Raw genomic sequence first — 18,222 nt, 5'->3', positions numbered from 1 at the left:
TCTGAACTCTTGTTGTTCTGGCTGGTCGACCAAACCCTGCTATCATAACCGCCGTTTGCCGGACGACTGAGTCATGTTGTTCGCTGGCCGAATCAAATCAGGATCTGTATTGGTATGTACAATCGAATAGGCGGGCTGCTGACAGCCGCCGTAGTAACTGCCACGCTGGCAGGATGTTCTTCAGGAAACAGTAGCTCCTCAACGGTATCCGTCAACGTTCGGATGGGACAGGATGATTTCAAGGATGCCTACATCTGGTCGGTTACCGTGGACGAAGGTGGTCAGGTTAATACCGACAGTGCCTCCAATCTGGCCTACACCGAATATGCGACAGAAGATGACGCCAGTGTCTCTATCACTATTCCATCTGAGGAAGTTCACCAGTTCACCCTGATTGGCAAAAAGGTCGATGAGGATCTGGACGTCGACGGTACTACGCGTAAATGTCAGTGGGTTGATGGTTGTACCGATCTTGATGGCAACGCTGTTGATTTCGGCAGTCGTTATACCGTTGCCGGTGAGCTCTGGAGCACGGTGGCTTACGATCTGGCCGAGAACGAGCGCATCATGATAACGCCGTTTACCGGGCTGGCTGCATCAGTGGCTTATAACCTGCTGTATGTGGAATCGACCGCTGAATGGCAGCAAACCGGTTATTACTCTGCCTGGTCTGTATTGCAGTCGGTGGATGTGATGTCGACCCAATTGGGTGTCGATGATATTCAGATCACCCGCCCGGCGGATCTTACCAATATCAACAGCTTTACCGGTGATCAGGCTACCGCCATGGATCGTATCCGTTATGGGGCGTTGGTGGCGGCCTGGACGCACCTGGAAGAAACCGACACCACTGGCACCTTACTGGATGACGTTGCGGCTGATCTGGTTAGCAACTCTGGTCAGTGGATGCAGGCTGGGGACACCCAAACACTCAGCCTGGCTGCCTTGTATCAGGATGCGCGGGACAACCTCGCTGCTTTGACTGTGACCAACACCACAGCAGCTAGTTATGTGGCGCTGGTGATCGCTGATTTCGACGACGAAATCGCCGACCTTGAAGAAGATGCGCTGACTGAAACTGTGCCAGCAACCATCGAAAGCATGGTGGGCTCCGATGATTACGAAGACTTCACTGTTGGTCTGCAGCGCACCAAGGCGTTTGTCGGTCAGCTGCAGGACGTGCAGACAAGCTTCTTTGAAGATGGTTATCGCGATACGGTTGATGACTATCTCGATACCCTGAAAGATTTTGGAGACGAACACGAAGACGAGTTCAACGATTTCCTGCAGGCGTTTATTGATACCTACGAACTGTACAGCAGTTGCTACCTGAATGCGGGTTGCCCAACGCCGGATTCATCACTGACCTGGCTCGACAGCATCGATTCCTATAACAGCTCCACCGGCAAGCTGGTGCTGAACGGTGGCGATATCGTCGTGACCCAGCGCGTTGCGGATACCAATACCACTGATGATGACGATACTCCTTCCAGCTCGCACGCGATTGATGTGCTGATTGTGGGTACATTCAATATTGGCGATATGGTTTTTAAGGTCGATCACTATTACGAAGATGACGACAGTAGTAATGACATCGAACTGCCATCGGCAGTGCGGGTGTACTTCACTGATGAAGTATCGGCTCTGGATGACCCTGACAACAACGAAGTGATTGGTTATGAGCTGCGTTGGGGCGATTTCGAATTTTATGATTCGACCACTCGTTACACCTCTGACCGGCTACAGGTTGGTGGCAGTTTCCGCTTGTTCTACCGTGGCGTTCGTGATCCGCAGGACGACACCTCTGAGCTGCATTTCAACATTGATACCGTTGCCCTGGATGGTCGGGTATCGGACAGTTTCAGTGACGATGACGACGACGATAATTATTCAACGGATATCTATGTTGCTGCCAGCGCCGCCAATGCCAGTGAGTATTATCCAGAGAAGCAATTTGCGTCGTTCAACGGCTTCTTTAACCCGAATACTTCCGATGAATTTACAGAAGGGTCGGTTGAAAGTGACCTGGTCAGCTACCGTACCGGATCGCAAACCATCTCTAGCCAGACGGTTGAGTACCTTGATGTGATCGTGCCTAAAGGCGAATCTATTCGCTATCGCTTGTACCCGAATGTACAGCGTGAAGATTCTGATGACCTTGATGGTGACGATGATGAAGACGAGCTGATCTATACCCACGATGTCGAGCTGTGTTATCTGGAAGAAAGCGATTCTGACTGGGTGGTTGATTCCTGTGAGCCGAAATCCCGTATATACGGTGAAACGGATCTGACGGAATACATCAATGATCTTTGGAAGACCGGCGTGCTGTCGCGTATCAGTATTGATGGTCGTGGCACTTATTTTGTCGAATGGCCAGCCAACTCAACGGACGACCACGGTTGTATGGTGCTGGATGATCTCGACAGCGACGGTGGCAGTTTTGATGGCACCCTGTACGACGCCATGGTATTGGGCCTCAACAGCCTGCGTTTCCAGACCGAGGTTGAGTTGAAGGGTGAGCCGGATACTCTGTTTGATATGTATCTGACTGCCCCGAACTCCAGTGATTACTACGTTACCGCGGCACTGTCACATGACTACTCCAGTACAACGACCAGTGGCAACATCACTGTAGGTACTGGCTCCAGCCTGGATCGTATCAAGCTGAGCTATCGTACTGACTACGATTTCGACACCGTCGGTAGTCTGGTAATTTTCAAGGATGGCACCAAGCTGGCGCTGGATGACGGCACTACGGATACCGTTGACAGCACATTGTCGCTGTATTTGAAGCAGAGCAAGGATCTTGATCCGTTGCCGTACACTTCCTATGTCAATGACGATGGCGAATACGAAACCTGTGTGACTGCCAACCAGGCAGAGTCTGATGAAAGTACAGACATTACCTCGGCGACCTTCTACCTTAATTACCGGGATGTCGTTTACGGCACGGTGAAGCAGGAGAGCGGAGTCTGGGTGGTGCGCTATATCGATGGCACCTTCGAAACGCTGCAATAATCACAGCGTTTACCCGATCCAACAAAATGCCCGCATCAAGCGGGCATTTTTGTTTGTGCTTTCTATTTTGGCTGTGCTCCATATGGTTGCAGAACGAGCCAGCTGCAGCGATCAATCAGCCATAAACCAGCGTATGGCAAATAACCCGAAAGGCGATACCAACCAGTGCTGCCAGCACCGCCGGTTTGACCACCGCGCCAACTTGCTTGCCTGCGGCTGCCAGAATTGCTACACCGGCAACATCCAATGGACAAATCAGCAAACCGGCCAACAGATTAATGTCGTTGGCTGACAGGCCGCCAGACTGAAACTGCTCCACCACAATGCCCATCATGGCGGTACCGCCAGCAATGTATTTGGTGATCACCAGTAGCAGGGTGTCAGCAGGGTAGCCAACCGCTTCAAACAAAAAGGCCAGATTGGTTTCGAGCCAGCCGATCATGCCGGTTAGCCGTACGAGATTCACTGCGACCAGCGAAATCACCAGCAAGGGCAGTGCGCCCAAAGCGATATTCCAGGCATCACGCCCAGCGTGGTTAATGACGTCGAGCAGGTTGCCGCGAGTATCTGTATCGATATCACGGGTCGGACTGGCTGTTTCCTCATGCAGTTCAAGACGACGGCCGGTGACATAAAATGCAGTGGCAGCGGCGATCAAACCGCCGATCAGCGCAAACGCCATCACAGGCACCACATCCAGGCCGACAGCGGCCATCGGGAACACTACGTTGGCTTGTGACATCGCCAAAACCATCGCTAGTGTCGAAGCGATATAACGCGGCGCAGTACCGTTTTTGGCCATCACGGCCAGGGTTGCCAGTGGCGCGGCAAAACTCACCAGCATCACCTGAATCAGCGCAAATACGCCGAGGCCGGTGAGGCCCAGCGGGCGCAGCAGTGGCGCGACAGTCGCCACGATTTTGGGAAGCCAGCCTTGCCATTCCAGCCAGCGCATGATGCTGAGCATCACAATCATGATGGGTAACAGCACAAAAAAGGCCAGATCGACCGCCGCGCGGCCTGAGGAAAGCAGGGAAGTAGCGATAGCGTCCATGATGGAATCCTGATTGGGTGCCCAAGTCTAACAGCTGGTCTGGGCGGATTCAGCTGGCCCTCAGCCATTTACGACCATTTGAGGGTTTCTGACAGAGCTGCCAGTTCGATCAGAAACTTGACCGATCGGTCATGTTTGCGTAGAAATACCGGCAAACCCTCCAGCCTATTCATTTGGTGAATGCCAAATATGCAAACCATGCTGGTTACTTGTGGCGGTAGCCCAAAGCTATACTGCTGCAACGATAAAAACAGGGCGTAAAAGCCTGTAAACGACCCAAAGGCCTGGCACGGATGTAAACGCCAGCGCCAACACACCAGAGAGGCCCAAGATGACTGGATACGTTCAGAAGGGTGGCATTCAGATCGCCCAAGCGCTGTACGATTTCGTAAACGAACAAGCTATTCCTGGCACCGGCGTGGACGTCGATGCCTTCTGGGCCGGATTTGATGCGATCGTCAACGAGCTGGCACCGAAAAACCGTGCCTTGCTGCTGAAGCGTGATGATCTGCAAGCCCGTATCGACAGCTACCACACTGAACGCAAGGGCCAGCCGCATAACGCTGTCGAATACAAGGCGTTCCTGCAGGACATTGGTTACCTGTTGCCGCAAGCCGAACCATTCCAGGCTCAGACCCAAAACGTTGAGCCGGAAATCGGCACCATGGCGGGTCCGCAGCTGGTGGTTCCGGTGATGAACGCCCGCTTTGCCTTGAACGCTGCCAACGCGCGCTGGGGTTCCTTGTACGACGCGCTCTATGGTACCAACGCACTGTCTGAAGATGGCGGCGCTGAAAAAACCAGAGAATACAACCCGGTTCGTGGTGCCAAGGTGATCGCTTATGGTCGCAACGTTCTGGATCAGGCTGCGCCACTGGCTGTTGGGTCCCACGCCGACAGCACCAACTACAGCATTGCCAGCGGTGCTTTGGTAGTGACCTTGCAGGACGGCTCTGTAACCGGTCTGGCCGACCAGTCCAAACTGAAGGGCTACAAGGGCGAAGCGGATGCTCCAACGGCAATCCTGCTGCAAAACAACGGTTTGCACCTGGAAATCCAGATTGATGCCAGTTCCCAAATCGGTGCGACCGACCCGGCGGGTATCAAGGACATTCTGGTTGAAGCCGCACTGACCACCATTATGGACTGCGAAGACTCCGTTGCCGCCGTTGACGCCGAAGACAAGGTGATTACCTATAGCAACTGGCTTGGCCTGATGCGCGGCGATCTGGAAGAACAGGTTGCCAAAGGCGGCACTACTTTCACTCGTCGTATGAATCCGGACCGTGAATACACCGGCCTGTACGGTGAGACCGTTAAGCTGAAAGGCCGCTCCATGCTGTTCATTCGTAACGTTGGTCACCTGATGACCAACCCGGCGATGCGCGACCAGGATGGCAACGAAGTACCAGAAGGAATCATGGACGCCATGATCACCACTCTGTGTGCCATGCACGATCTGCGAGGCAATGCGCCATTCCGCAACAGCACCACAGGTTCGGTAAACATCGTTAAGCCGAAGATGCATGGTCCTGAGGAAGTGGCCTTCGCCAATGAACTGTTCGGTCGTGTTGAAGCGGCGCTTGGTCTGCCTCAATTCACCATGAAAATGGGCATTATGGATGAAGAGCGTCGCACCACGGTGAATCTGGCGCGGTGTATCGAAGCGGCGAAAGACCGTGTTGTATTCATCAACACCGGCTTCCTTGATCGCACGGGTGACGAAATCCATACCTCCATGCTGGCGGGTGCCTTCGTACCAAAGAGCATCATGAAGCAGCAGGTCTGGATCAACACCTACGAAAACTGGAACGTCGACACCGGCCTCAAGTATGGTCTGCAAGGCCGTGCCCAGATTGGTAAGGGTATGTGGGCCATGCCGGATGAAATGGGTCAGATGATGGAGCAGAAAATTGGCCATCCAAAAGCCGGTGCCAACACTGCCTGGGTTCCGTCGCCCACCGGTGCCACACTGCATGCACTGCATTACCATCAAGTGAATGTGTTCGAAATTCAGGAGCAGTTGAAGCAGCGTGAATTCGCCAATATCGATGACATCCTGACGATTCCGCTGATGACCGCAGAGCAGCAGGCCTCGCTGACGCAGGAGCAGATTCAGCGTGAACTGGACAACAACTGTCAGGGTATTCTGGGCTACGTCGTGCGCTGGATCGATCAGGGTGTTGGCTGTTCCAAGGTGCCAGACATCAACAACATTGGCCTGATGGAAGACCGCGCCACTCTGCGTATTTCATCCCAGCACCTGGCCAACTGGCTCGAGCACGGCGTTTGTACTCGTGAGCAGGTTGAAGACAGCCTCAAGCGCATGGCGGCGATTGTTGATGGTCAAAACGCAGGCGATCCTGCCTACATCAACATGGCACCGGGTTTTGATGGAATTGCCTTCCAGGCAGCTTCTGACCTGATCTTCAAGGGTAAGGAACAGCCTAGCGGGTATACCGAACCGCTGCTGCACGCCTACCGTCTGAAGTTCAAGGCAGCGCAGTAACAAAATATCTGCTGGACTGGCGCCGGCCAGTATCGCCACAGCACCTGCAAGACCCCAAGCCCTGATCAGCTCTGCTGGTCGGGGCTTGTCGGTTTTGGCTTGTGATTTCATAAAGCCCCGATTCATGTCTTCTGGTTGCAATTTAAAATTGGCCGGGCAAATTGAAGTAGACTTCTTTTGTTGCCGATGCTAAAGGTTTAGCCTTCGCGGTATTGATGTGTTCTGCGGTAATGCGGTTGATTTGCTGGGTTTTATGGAAATGAAAGACATGGTGAAGGGTTCCTCAATTATTGTTGTCGGTGTTAATCGGGGAGGGACATCTGCAGTTGCATCTTCATTGAACAGTGTTGGCATATTTCTGGGGGATTCATGGCGCGAACCAAATTATGAAGATGTTTATTTGGCCAAGTGTTTTCGTAATCGAAGCTGGAGTAAATTCAGAAAACAAATAAAGAAATACGAGGCTTCTCACGATGTTTTTGCCTGGAAATTACCGGATTCCATAAACAGGCTGATTAAAGTAGATGGCATGTTCTCAAGTCCGAAATACATATTTGTGTTTCGTGATATATACGCTATCGGTGACAGAATAAATCGTGCTCGTGGCGCCTCACTTTTATTTTCCATGTTCAAGGCTTCTTTGCAGTATCTGAATGCGATTTTTTTTATAAAATATCGTAAGCCAGATTGTTTGCTGGTGTCTTATGAGAAAATGCTGACCAATACTGATCAGTATGCCCGGCAACTACTGGACTTTCTGGAAATGGAAAAGACCAGTGAAAATATTGAGTCAATTGTTACATCGGTATGCCCGAGCCCGTCGGGTTATCAGGAATGGGCAGATGAATCAAAAAAATCCCGTGAGCGCAAGGCGCAGCAAATCCTGGGGCATCTTGATTACATTGAAAAAGAAAAGATCGGTGGCTGGCTCCGTTCAAAAAAGGACGAAAATCCAGTTTCGGTTGATATCTATATAAATAAAGTCAAGGTTGGGAATGCTCTGGCTGATAATTACCGCCAGGATCTGGTTGACGCTGCAGTGTCGAATAGCGGTTGTCATGGCTTTGTTTATACGCTCGACCCTCCGCTGAAAAGTGGCGATACTGTATCGGTAGTACTGGCGGGAACGGCTCTGGATGTGAAAGGATCGCCGCGGCAGATAGGTTGATGCAGTATCGGTGAGGAGTTTCGATTGATGGCAGATGCTGAAAAGGGTACCTCGATCATTGTTGTTGGCGTTGGTCGAGGGGGCACTTCTGCTGTAACGTCATCGCTTTATAGTTTAGGGGTATTCATTGGAGATGAATGGCATAAACCTAACTATGAGGATGTGTATCTGGCCGAAAAATTTCAGCAGCGGGACTGGCAAAACTTCCAGAAAAAGATTGCGGAATACGAGCGAGATCATCAGCTTTTTGCATGGAAATACCCGGGAGTAATCAACAAGCTTCGCAAAATAGATGGTTTTTTTGAGAACCCTAGGTACGTTTTTGTTTTTCGCGATATCTATTCGATAAGCGATCGGATGAACAGAGCCCTCGGTCGTTCCCATTTGGCTGGCATGCTGAAAGCATCGATCCAATACTTAAAGGTTTTAAATTTTATTAAATATCGAAAGCCGGATTGTCTTCTGATTTCATACGAAAAGATGATTACGAATACAGATGATTATGCTCGGCGGTTGCTTGCATTTCTGTCGATGGAATCCAACCAGGAAAACGTAAATGCCATTATCTCAGGAGTAAACCCCAGTCCCACAGGTTATAGGAAATGGGCTGATTCCCGGACGGATATCCAAAAGCTCAAGAATCTCGGTTTCAGCGGTTGCCTGGATAGTCTTGAGGCAGAGGTGGTTCGTGGCTGGGTGCTGGCAAGAACCAACGAAACACCTGTATCCGTTGATATATATGTAAACAATGCAAAGGTCGGTTCTGTACTGGCTGATCAATATCGCAAGGATCTCGCCGATTCAGGTGTCTCCAGTACAGGTAAGCATGGCTTCTGCTATGTGCCTGTTGAAGCGTTTAAGACAGGAGACGTTGTTGCGGTAGTGCCTGCAGGAAGCGATGTTAATCTTCCTGGATCACCACGTGTGTTGGCTTGAACACGATCAGGCTCACCCCGCATACCGTTCCCTAATCAATTGCATCAACGCCATCGCGGCAAACGACAAGGTGGTGTCTTTGCGCCAGATCACGGAGGGTCGCCAGCGCAATGTCGAAGACGCCAGTGGTTTCAGTACGACACCTGCAGTGGTTAGCTGTTCGGCAATCAATTGCGGCAGTAACAATACCCCCGCACCTGAAGCAACCAGTGCCATGCCGAATTCAATCTGGGATACCCGCATCACGTTGTGAGGGGCGAATCCGGCTTCGATGCAGTGTCTATAGATGAGTTTGCCCAGTGAGTAGGTGTCTTCGAAGGTAATCAGCGGACACTCGTTCAGTTCCCCTAGTGTCAGTGAGGGTTGATTAACTAACGGGTGATTGGTTGGTAGGGCGACCATCATGGGGTCGTCGCGCATTTGCAGCCAGTCAAATTCCTCATTTTCCGGCACCATGCTCATGGCCAGCTCAACCTTGTTATTGCGTAAGGCTTCTTCCTGCGCAGCACCACCTTGTTCCAGCAGTTCAATTTCAACCTTGGGCCAGGCGGCCCGAAAGCGGGCAATAATCGGGGCAAACAATACGCCGCTGCCCAGTGGCGAAAGGCCGATTCTGAGCACGCCACACTCCAGCTGATTGAGCATTTGCAGCTCCTGCATCATGCGTTGGCGGGCTTCAAGCAAACCGGCTGCATGACGATAAACCACTTCTCCAGCGGGGGTTAGCCGAATGCTCGAACCACGCTTGCCACGGTCAAGCAAGGTGACTTCAAGTTCCTCTTCCAGATTCCGGATTGCCTTGCTCAGCGCAGGCTGTGACAGGTGCAGGCGTTTGGCAGCCTTGCCAAAGCCACCGGATTCAACGACTCCCATCAGGTAGCGTAATACGCGCAGATCCATTGAATAACCTCTAGTTATCTATTCGATGATTATCATTCATTATTTATATGATTTCATCCTCGTTAGACTATGGTCCAGTTCCCACCAATTCTGGCGGGGCTTTTCCATTCCGGAGACTTCATTCAATCATGGTAAAGGTCCGTTCATTCTCATATTCGCTACTGCAGCTGGTCGCTTTCTGTGGGCTGTTCTGGCTCTGTAATCTGGCTGTTGCTGCCTTGCATATTCCGATTCCCGGCAGTGTGTTCGGGTTGGGTATTCTGGTTTTGTTACTGGGTGTTGGGATTGTTCCTGAACGGGCGGTGAAAGCGGGTTCAGCGGTACTGCTGGGTGAGTTATTGCTGTTTTTTATTCCACCGGTGGTATCTGTGCTGAAGTATCGGGCGTTGTTGCAAGCTGATGGTCTGGTGATTGTGGCTTGCGTGGTATTGGGTACTTTGATGGCTTTGGTTGGGACTGCCCTGGTTGTTGATCGGATTTATACGCTGGAAAAGCGAATGAATGACAAGCGTGATCAGCAACGTCATCTCCATGACGACCACCATGTCGGGGAGGGCGTCTGATGTCGGATACCTTGCTGGCCTGCCTGAGTTTTGCCGCCACGGTTGGCTTCTATCTGCTGGCGAAGTTGGCCTATCGCCATAAAAAGGTTTTCTGGCTTTCACCGATGGTGGCGGTTCCTGTGGCGCTGGTGGCGTTTGTGATGCTGTTGCATATTCCGCTGCCGGACTATTTCCGATACACCAATCTGCTGGTACTGATGCTTGGTCCGGCGACCATCGCTTTCGCTGTGCCGATTTATCAGCAGCGTGAAACGATCAGGCGGTTTCCACTCACTTTGATGGTGGGCGTGGCAACGGGTGTTGTGATGGGATTGTTGTCATCCTGGTTGTTGGTGCAAATATTCCCGATGCCGGATGTGGCTGCCAGAAGTATGTTAACCCGCTCAGTATCCACGCCGTTTGCAATGCAGGTTACCGAACAGTTTGGTGGCGTACCGGATCTGACTGCCATGCTTGTGCTGATGACAGGGGTGGTGGGCATGTTGATTTGTGAGCCGGCGTTTCGACTGGCCAGAATCCGTACATCGCTGGCAAAAGGAGCCGCGCTTGGTGCTGCGTCTCACGGCGCAGGTACGGCCAAAGCCCACGAAATTGGTCGAGAGGAAGGCGTCATTGCCAGTCTGACGATGATTTTTACCGGCATTGCCATGGTGATTGGCGCGCCATTATTCGCTTCGCTGGTTTGAGTTTGCTGCGCTGATATGAGATTGGTATTGAGGTCAGTGGTTGATTTCCCCAGCCACTGACCTTTTGCTGAACCGTTCAGTAATCTAACGGGTCAGCTTTCCGGCTTGGACAGGCTGATCAACCGACAGCCTGGAGCCGGGTTAAAGTCCTCGGCACTGATTCGCAGTATGACCTGGCCGCGTTCGGAAATGCTCATCATCGGGATAGCTGTGGGCTGGGTTTCCCGGAATGTGCTGTAGCTGTATTCCTCACTCAGGCGAGTGGATTTGAATTCGTAACCACAGCTCAGGTAATAGGCCAGTTCACTCCAGCTGAGTTCTTCGGCCAACAAGGCATGGCCCCGCAGCGGTGCTCCGGCACGATGTTTTTCACTGAGGTATTTTTCTGCTTCGGTTGGTAGCAGAAACACTTTCTGTTCACCAAACTCTTCCCTGAAATGACTGCAAGCCAGCGCATTGATGCTTTGGTCCGGTGATACCGCCAGCAGTTTGCCAATACCGCTGAGGTCCATCCGATTGGCGGCATAGTCCGAGAGCGGGTTGCCAAAGAAGGTACGCAGCCCCGCAAGCCGTGCACGCTGGATCAGCTCGTAATTGCTATCGGCCAGTAATACCGGAACCTGCTGCTTTTGCAGGATTTCAGCAATCGCCTGGCCAACCTTGTTGGCACCCAGAATCAGGAAGCCATTACGGGCCGGTTCAACCACGCCCAGCCAGCGAGCCCAGACACGGGCACTCAGGCTCTGGAAGATCACGGTGCCAAAAATAATACAGAAGGTCAGTGGTACCAGCAGGCGGGCGGCAGGCTCGCCTGCCTGCTCCAGTTTGATGGCAAACAGTGCTGAAACCGCCGCGGCAACGATGCCACGCGGCGCGACCCAGCCAAGAAATAACTTGTCCTTGATCGATAATGAACTGCCCAGTGTTGAAACCCACACAGACAGCGGCCGGGCGACAAACTGCACCAGTGCCAGCAGGGCCAGTGGAGCCCAGCCAAGACTGAGAATATCTTCCGGATTCAGCCGCGCTGCCAGCAGGATAAACAGCCCGGAAATCAGCACCAGGCTGAGCTCTTCCTTGAAGTTGAGGATTTCAGCGATATGAATATCACGGCGGTTGGCCAGCCAGGCGCCCATCAAGGTCACCGCCAGCAGGCCGGATTCATGTACCAGAGTGTTGGAAGCGCTGAACACCAGCATCACGCTCGCCAGTGTGCCGAGGTTTTGCAGATATTCCGGCAGCCACTGGCGCGCCAGCACCTTGCCCAGCAGCCAGCCGGCCAATAGACCCAGCACAGTGCCAACGGCGATGATTTCGACAAAAGCCAGCAGACTGTTGCCAATACCGCTGCTCTGGCCATGGGCGACAATAAATTCGTACACCACCACGACCAGCAGGGCCCCGACGGGGTCGATCACAATGCCTTCCCAGCGCAGGATATTACCGAGTTCGGACTTTGGCCGAATAGCCTTTAGCATGGGCGCAATCACGGTCGGGCCGGTAACGACCGTTAGTGCACCGAACAGAATACTCAACGCCCAGCCGGGTTCAAACAGCCACTGACAGCTAACCGCAATCACTGCCCAGGTCACCAGCGCACCAATACTCACCAGCTTCAGCACCACCCGTTGTTGCTGACGAATTTCCTTCAGATCGAGAGTCAGGCTGCCTTCAAACAGGATGATGGCGACAGACAGCGACACCAGCGGAAACAGCAATTCACCTAACAGCTGATCGGGATCAATCAATCCCAGTCCGGGCCCGGCCAGCAGACCTGCCAACAGCAAAAACAGAATGGCCGGTAAACGAATACGCCAGGCCAGCCACTGACATCCCAGAGCAATGGCGGCAACAACAGAAAGCAGAAGGGCGGTCATAGCAGAACAATCCTGGACGCTGATTCAATAGGGCTGATATTAGCTGCATTTTGGCGCGTTTGCAGGGGCTGCTTACAGCAACATGAATTGGCTTCAAATCATGCTGAAATATTTGCGCGCAACATCAAGGCGAGGCTGCGTTAGGATGCCGCTCATTGAATTGGATCCAATGAGGGATATGCAGTGATTAAACCATTTCCAGCCCGTGCCGATATTGTTGGCAGCTATTTGCGCCCGGATTATCTGCAACAGGCTCGTATTGATTTCAGGGCCGGGGTTATTGATCGTGCTGCCCTGACCGAGGTTGAAGACCGCGCGATTATCGAACTGGTGCAGCAGCAAAAAGCGGCTGGCCTGGACGTGGTAACCGACGGCGAATTCCGCCGTGCTTTTTGGCATATCGACTTTCTGGAGAACCTGACGGGTATCGAAGGTTATGTGCCGGAAGCTGGCTACAACCAGCAATTCAAAGGCAAGGCGGCACCGTCCTATAACATCCGTCTGGTCGGCAAGCTCAGTTTTAATCCAGAGCATCCGTTTATCGGCCACTATGAGTTCCTGAAACGTGTCGCTGAAACCGATGGCAAAACCACAGCCAAGGCGACCATTCCCAGCCCAACCATGATTCTGCGGCAGGAACTGCTGGCTAACGATGGGTCGTCACGGCTGCAGGAAATTTACCTGTCACTGGATCAGTTCTATCGCGATCTGTCTGCAACTTACCGGCAAGTGATTCAGGCGTTCTATCAGGCCGGTTGTCGTTATCTGCAGTTTGATGACACCAACTGGGCTTTTCTGGCGGACGCCAATAAACAGCAGGAATTGCAGGCACGTGGCATGAATGCCCAGGAGATTGCTTCTGTGTGCACCAACATCATCAATAATGCGCTGGCCGATAAACCACAGGATATGGTGATCACCACGCATATCTGCCGTGGCAATCATGCTTCGTCCTGGCTGTTTTCCGGTGGCTACGAGCCAGTTGCCGAGCAACTGTTCGCCACCCGCTATGACGGCTTTTTTCTGGAATACGATAACGATCGTTCCGGTGGGTTCGAACCATTGCGTCACTGGCACAACAACGGCAGCAAGGTAGTGCTGGGCCTGATCACCAGCAAGTTCCCTGAGCTGGAAGAGGCTGCGGTGATCAAGGCGCGTATCGAAGAAGCCACGCAATATGTGCCACTGGAAAATCTGTGTCTGAGCCCGCAGTGTGGCTTCGCCTCCACTGAGGAAGGCAACAAAATGACGGTGGCAGAGCAATGGAACAAGATCCGCCTGGTATGTGATATCGCCAGCCAGGTTTGGCAATCCTGATACTCTGCTTTCGAACCTGGCTGGAGTTGTACCTGGAATTGTACCGCTGCTTTTCTTCGGATTTGTATTGCCCGGAGAGGGCCGCGGGCTTTGCCTCAAGGGCGGTCTGGCCGCTAGACTGCGATGCTTGCCAACCAGTAGTGAGTGACCCATGAACGCCGCCAACTTTTCCCTTGCTGATTATTTCTGCCGTATCGGTTATACCGGAACACCAAGCGCCTCGATTGAAACGGTCGCTGAGCTGATGCGCTGTCAGCTGTTTTCCGTACCGTTTGAAAACCTGGATGTACAGGCGGGCAAAATTGTCTCGTTGGAGCCGGAAGAAATCGTCAGCAAAATCGTGCTGCCGAATTCACAAGGGGTTGGTCGTGGTGGATATTGCTACGAAGTGAATGGCGTTTTTGCCATGGCGCTGGAAGCGCTTGGGATCCAATACCAGTTTGTCGCGGCCCGGCCGATGTTTTACCCGGTGCTGCGGCCAAAGACGCATATGGCGATTATCGTCAGTCTCGATGGCGAACAATGGCTGTGTGATCTGGGCTTCGGCAGTTACGGTATTCGTGCGCCAATGAACCTGGCGGTGTTGAATCAGCCGGTTCAGCAAGACGGCGATACTTTCATGCTGGAGCCTGTGGCGTCATCCAACAGTGAGCCGGCTTACCTGCTGAAAGCACTGGTACAGGGCGAATGGGCCAACCAATACGCCTTTGATTTGTACTCGCCGGAATGGATTGATTTCGCCCCAGCCAACTTTATGAACTCCACCCACCCGGACGCGATTTTTGTGCAAAAGCCCTTGGTAGTTTCGTTCAATCCGGCTGGCCGCACAATATTGCTGGGCAGCAGCCTGAAAACCATCACCAATGGTGAAACCAGCCAGCGGATGGTTAATCCCGACGAGTATGACGCGGTCTTGAAGGAGCTGTTCAACCTGCCGCCACTGGTGCAAGCGCGCGGATAATTCAAGGCAGCGCAGAGCATGGATGCTGCTGCACCGTCTTCAACGGATATTCTCTGGGATATAAACACCTGGCGGCTATTGAACAGCCAAGGTGACGATATTCAATACCATTTATTTATGTCTTTTAATTGAGCACTGAGTCAAGAAAAAATACATTTCCCGGGTCGTTGACTGGCTTCTGGAGCATGCGTGGTTAATATACGCCGATTTGTGTATTCGGAAGTGTTTTAAATGATCAAAATTTATGCAAGGACGCTGGTCTTCAGTTCTCTGTTTGCGGCTATTGCTGCCCAGGCCAGTGAAGGTGAAATCTATATTCAGCCGGTGGCAAGCCAATATCCCGCCATTGAACTGAATGTGAATGTTCGGGACAAGGATGGCAAGCCCGTCAGCGGCTTTCAAATGAAAGACTTCATGCTGTCCGAAGATCTGAAAGACGTGGCTCTCACCGGGTTTGAAACAACAGACGCCAGCTTGGGCAATAATCGTATTGACGTGGTGTTCGTTTTTGATGATACCGGTAGTATGGCGGAAGAAATCGAGGGTCTGAAAAATAAAACCATCGAATTCGCCAATATTATTCAGAGCAGCGGTTTCGACTATAACCTGGGACTGATTTCCTATAAGGATGTCGTCAATAAGAAATACCGGGTTACCGACAAGGCTGATGTATTCAAAAGCTGGGTTTCTGACCTCAACGCCGATGGTGGCGATGATGAGCCAGAGAACGCCCTTGATGCGATTAACGAGGCTGCCGCAGCCACGTTCCGCGACGGGGCCGAGGTCATTTTTGTACTTATTACCGATGCAACCTTCCACGCATCTGACTCGGTAACGTCACTGACCATGCATGATGTGGTTAATACCCTGAAAGCCAAAAACATCAAGTTTCATACCGTTGGGCCAAACATCGACCAGTATAAGGTAATGACTGCGGATCTGGGCGGCACCTTTTATGACAAGGACTCTGGCCAATTCCAGCGCATTGTTACCCAGATTGCCGGCGGTAGCTCTGGCAACTATCGTCTGACCTTTAACAGTCCTCGCCCAGAGTACGACTTCACCTGGCGTGCGTTGGAACTGAAGGTTCAGGGGCATGATTTTGACAACGGCGTGACGCAATATCAGGCGCCGAGCTGGGTGACTGCTTCCAGTCGTAAGGATGCTCTCAAAGGCGGTGAATCCAGCTATGCACCGCATTATGTTGTTGATGGTTCCGATAGCACTGGCTGGGTTGAAGGGGTGAGCGGTTCTGGCATAGGGGAATGGCTGGCGATGAACTTCAACAAACCGGAGGCTGTTGGTAAATTTGCTATTCGTGCAGGTTCCGGCTCCAGTTTGCCAACAACGGTTGCGGTTCAGATTAACGGTGGTGAGAAACGCTTTTATAGCCCGGATGCTTCCGGCCAGCTCATCTCTGGTGAATTTGATCGTGAAATGGCGATCAACCAATTCAAGGTCAGTATCGTCAAGGCAAGTGCCAGCGAAACAGGCTTTGGTGAGGTCGAGCTCTATTCCGGCAAAACCGATCGTCTGATCGAACCCATTCGCAAAGCCAAGGAAGCCCGCATGGCCCATGGTATTGCGCTGGAGTTGAACAGCAAGGGCGAAGAGCTGTATCACGCGAAGAAATACGAAGACGCGATTTATCATTACAAGGAAGCAATCGATAAAGATCCTTCCTTCGCGCAAGCATACAGCAATCTGGGACTGGCTTATCAGCGCGTCAATGACTATCCAAATGCCATTTGGGCAAACCGGAAGGCGATTGCTCTGGCTCGCGGCAAAACCCGCAATGTGGTGAGCGCCAGCTCCTACTACAACATCGCGAGAATATTTGAAGCCCAGAACAAGTACGAAGAGGCGTTGCAGAATTTCTACTGGGCGATGTCCTTCCGTTCTCACAATGCCTATGACGCCGGCGTCGCCCGGATGAAAGAGAAGCTTGGTTTGTAAACTGACTGCAAACCGATATTTGTTATTGAGCCCGGAACGATAGTCAGCTGTTGTTCCGGGCTTTGCCATCCTGGTATTCGTGCTCCCGACCGATTAAAGGATTTTCCGGTGAAACCAATCTCCCATCTGTTCGCACTTTCCGTATTGTCGTTTTCCCTGCTGTCGATGCCTGCGACCGCCGCCGGGCCAGAAAAAGTCGCCACCATGGATCGGGGATTGTGGCCGACAGCCATAGTGAACAAACAGGAATTCAACCGCGCATCTGCGGCAGAAATTCTCGTATTCTCGCAACTGCTGGACCAGATCGATATCGACTCCGAGGCCAACATCCAGGGATTCACGGGCATCGAGAATATCAATGCCGAAGAAGTCTATCGCTGGCGTGATCGAACCCGCCAACAACTGCTGCGAAATTATCAGCTGGCTTGTGCTGATTGTGGAGTCACTGACTGGCAGTCACTGGTCAGCCAGCCACTGTCGCAAACACAAGCTGATAACACGGCATGGCTTACCGCCAGCCAGAAATTCCATCAGTACTATCTCTACGAACAGGTGCGTCTGGCAGCCCTGTTTCCCCGCATTACCAGTGAAATCAGTTTGCTTGATCCCGATAAGGAAATTAACGGCACAGAGTTTCCGGATCTGCATTTTCTGCTGACCTATGATGACGGCCCCGCTGCTGACGCCACCCGCGATGGCAAAGTGGTTAACCCAACCGCAATGCTGGTTGAATCGCTTAACCGTTTTGGTCTTCACGGCCAGTTTTTTGTGCTGGGAGAGCGACTGGTTAGTCAGAAACCTGCCATTAACACCTACGATGGCCAGTGTCTTGGTTCTCATGGTCAGCAGCACAAAAGCCACCAGAAATGGCAACAGTGGGCAGAATCACTGGATGCAACAACCCAGGCATTGGTGCCTTATCAGTCAGGTCCGTATTGGCTGCGACCACCCTACGGCCAGCGGCATCAGGAACTGTTGGACCATGTGGCAGCAGAGGGTGGAAAAGTGATGCTGTGGAATATCGACAGCCAGGATTGGAACAAAAAGCTGACCAATGACGAGGTTCGTGACCGCGTAAAGACCCTGATGCTGCTTTGGCGTCACGGCATTATTCTCTATCACGATGTTCACCCAAGGGCGCTCGACAATCTCGCTGCGCTTAACCAGTTCGCCCAGCAAACAGGCTTGACCTTCGTCGACTGTCATCAGCTCACCATACAGCCCTGAGTCAGCAGTAACCGCAGCAAGCGACTGTCAAACTGGTGGTAACAGTG

The 18,222-nt window shown here is 52.3% G+C and carries 13 protein-coding genes; 10 read left to right on the top strand and 3 right to left on the bottom strand.

Going from position 1 to position 18,222, the window contains the following annotated elements; all coding sequences use genetic code 11:
* Nucleotides 1–114 precede the first annotated feature (114 nt).
* Nucleotides 115–3,021 (top strand): hypothetical protein, encoded by a 2,907-nt coding sequence (locus K6123_RS13910; RefSeq protein ID WP_221798750.1) that lies wholly within the window; start codon nucleotides 115–117, stop codon nucleotides 3,019–3,021.
* 115 nt (nucleotides 3,022–3,136) lie between these two features.
* Here the strand turns inward: K6123_RS13910 and K6123_RS13905 are convergent, their stop codons facing one another.
* Complete coding sequence (locus K6123_RS13905; RefSeq protein WP_221798749.1) at nucleotides 3,137–4,075, bottom strand: nucleoside recognition family protein; 939 nt, start codon at nucleotides 4,073–4,075, stop codon at nucleotides 3,137–3,139.
* A 331-nt stretch (nucleotides 4,076–4,406) separates the two neighbouring features.
* On the opposite strand from K6123_RS13905, the gene K6123_RS13900 reads away from it, so the two are divergent.
* From K6123_RS13900 to K6123_RS13890, 3 genes are all read left to right on the top strand, one after another.
* The gene (locus tag K6123_RS13900; RefSeq protein ID WP_221798747.1) at nucleotides 4,407–6,584 is read left to right on the top strand and encodes a malate synthase G; all 2,178 of its coding nucleotides are present in this window, start codon (nucleotides 4,407–4,409) and stop codon (nucleotides 6,582–6,584) included.
* 259 nt (nucleotides 6,585–6,843) lie between these two features.
* Entirely contained in the window at nucleotides 6,844–7,752 is a 909-nt protein-coding gene (locus K6123_RS13895; protein WP_221798745.1) for a sulfotransferase family protein, read from the top strand.
* 27 nt (nucleotides 7,753–7,779) lie between these two features.
* Nucleotides 7,780–8,688 (top strand): sulfotransferase, encoded by a 909-nt coding sequence (locus tag K6123_RS13890; RefSeq protein ID WP_221798744.1) that lies wholly within the window; start codon nucleotides 7,780–7,782, stop codon nucleotides 8,686–8,688.
* Between the two features lie 12 nt (nucleotides 8,689–8,700).
* Here K6123_RS13890 and K6123_RS13885 read toward each other — a convergent pair whose 3' ends face one another.
* Nucleotides 8,701–9,588 (bottom strand): LysR substrate-binding domain-containing protein, encoded by an 888-nt coding sequence (locus K6123_RS13885; RefSeq protein WP_221798741.1) that lies wholly within the window; start codon nucleotides 9,586–9,588, stop codon nucleotides 8,701–8,703.
* A 128-nt stretch (nucleotides 9,589–9,716) separates the two neighbouring features.
* On the opposite strand from K6123_RS13885, the gene K6123_RS13880 reads away from it, so the two are divergent.
* Together K6123_RS13880 and K6123_RS13875 are read left to right on the top strand one after the other, a co-directional pair.
* Complete coding sequence (locus tag K6123_RS13880) at nucleotides 9,717–10,151, top strand: CidA/LrgA family protein (RefSeq protein WP_221798739.1); 435 nt, start codon at nucleotides 9,717–9,719, stop codon at nucleotides 10,149–10,151.
* The gene (locus K6123_RS13875; protein ID WP_221798737.1) at nucleotides 10,151–10,837 is read left to right on the top strand and encodes an LrgB family protein; all 687 of its coding nucleotides are present in this window, start codon (nucleotides 10,151–10,153) and stop codon (nucleotides 10,835–10,837) included. Before K6123_RS13880 ends, K6123_RS13875 begins: the two co-directional genes overlap by 1 nt.
* Before the next feature lie 92 nt (nucleotides 10,838–10,929).
* Here K6123_RS13875 and K6123_RS13870 read toward each other — a convergent pair whose 3' ends face one another.
* Complete coding sequence (locus K6123_RS13870; RefSeq protein WP_221798734.1) at nucleotides 10,930–12,714, bottom strand: cation:proton antiporter; 1,785 nt, start codon at nucleotides 12,712–12,714, stop codon at nucleotides 10,930–10,932.
* 183 nt (nucleotides 12,715–12,897) lie between these two features.
* Here K6123_RS13870 and K6123_RS13865 point away from each other — a divergent pair, with 183 nt between their 5' ends.
* The 4 genes from K6123_RS13865 to K6123_RS13850 all read left to right on the top strand — a co-directional run bounded on the left by K6123_RS13865 (nucleotide 12,898) and on the right by K6123_RS13850 (nucleotide 18,175).
* Nucleotides 12,898–14,031 carry a 5-methyltetrahydropteroyltriglutamate--homocysteine S-methyltransferase gene (locus tag K6123_RS13865; RefSeq protein ID WP_221798732.1) on the top strand — a complete coding sequence of 378 codons (1,134 nt, stop codon included), beginning with the start codon at nucleotides 12,898–12,900 and terminating at the stop codon, nucleotides 14,029–14,031.
* A gap of 151 nt (nucleotides 14,032–14,182) precedes the next feature.
* Nucleotides 14,183–14,992: an arylamine N-acetyltransferase family protein gene (locus tag K6123_RS13860; protein ID WP_221798730.1), complete on the top strand. Its 810-nt coding sequence runs from the start codon at nucleotides 14,183–14,185 to the stop codon at nucleotides 14,990–14,992.
* A gap of 231 nt (nucleotides 14,993–15,223) precedes the next feature.
* Nucleotides 15,224–16,948, top strand: coding sequence for an NADase-type glycan-binding domain-containing protein (locus tag K6123_RS13855; RefSeq protein ID WP_221798727.1), 1,725 nt, complete (start codon nucleotides 15,224–15,226; stop codon nucleotides 16,946–16,948).
* 108 nt (nucleotides 16,949–17,056) lie between these two features.
* Complete coding sequence (locus K6123_RS13850; RefSeq protein ID WP_221798726.1) at nucleotides 17,057–18,175, top strand: polysaccharide deacetylase family protein; 1,119 nt, start codon at nucleotides 17,057–17,059, stop codon at nucleotides 18,173–18,175.
* Nucleotides 18,176–18,222: the final 47 nt, after the last annotated feature.

It is taken from the genome of Oceanobacter mangrovi (genome assembly GCF_019740315.1).
GTDB classification, from domain to species: domain Bacteria; phylum Pseudomonadota; class Gammaproteobacteria; order Pseudomonadales; family Oceanobacteraceae; genus Oceanobacter; species Oceanobacter mangrovi.
The sequence above is the reverse complement of the archived record's forward strand: the minus strand, read 5'-3'. Positions and strand labels throughout refer to the sequence as shown.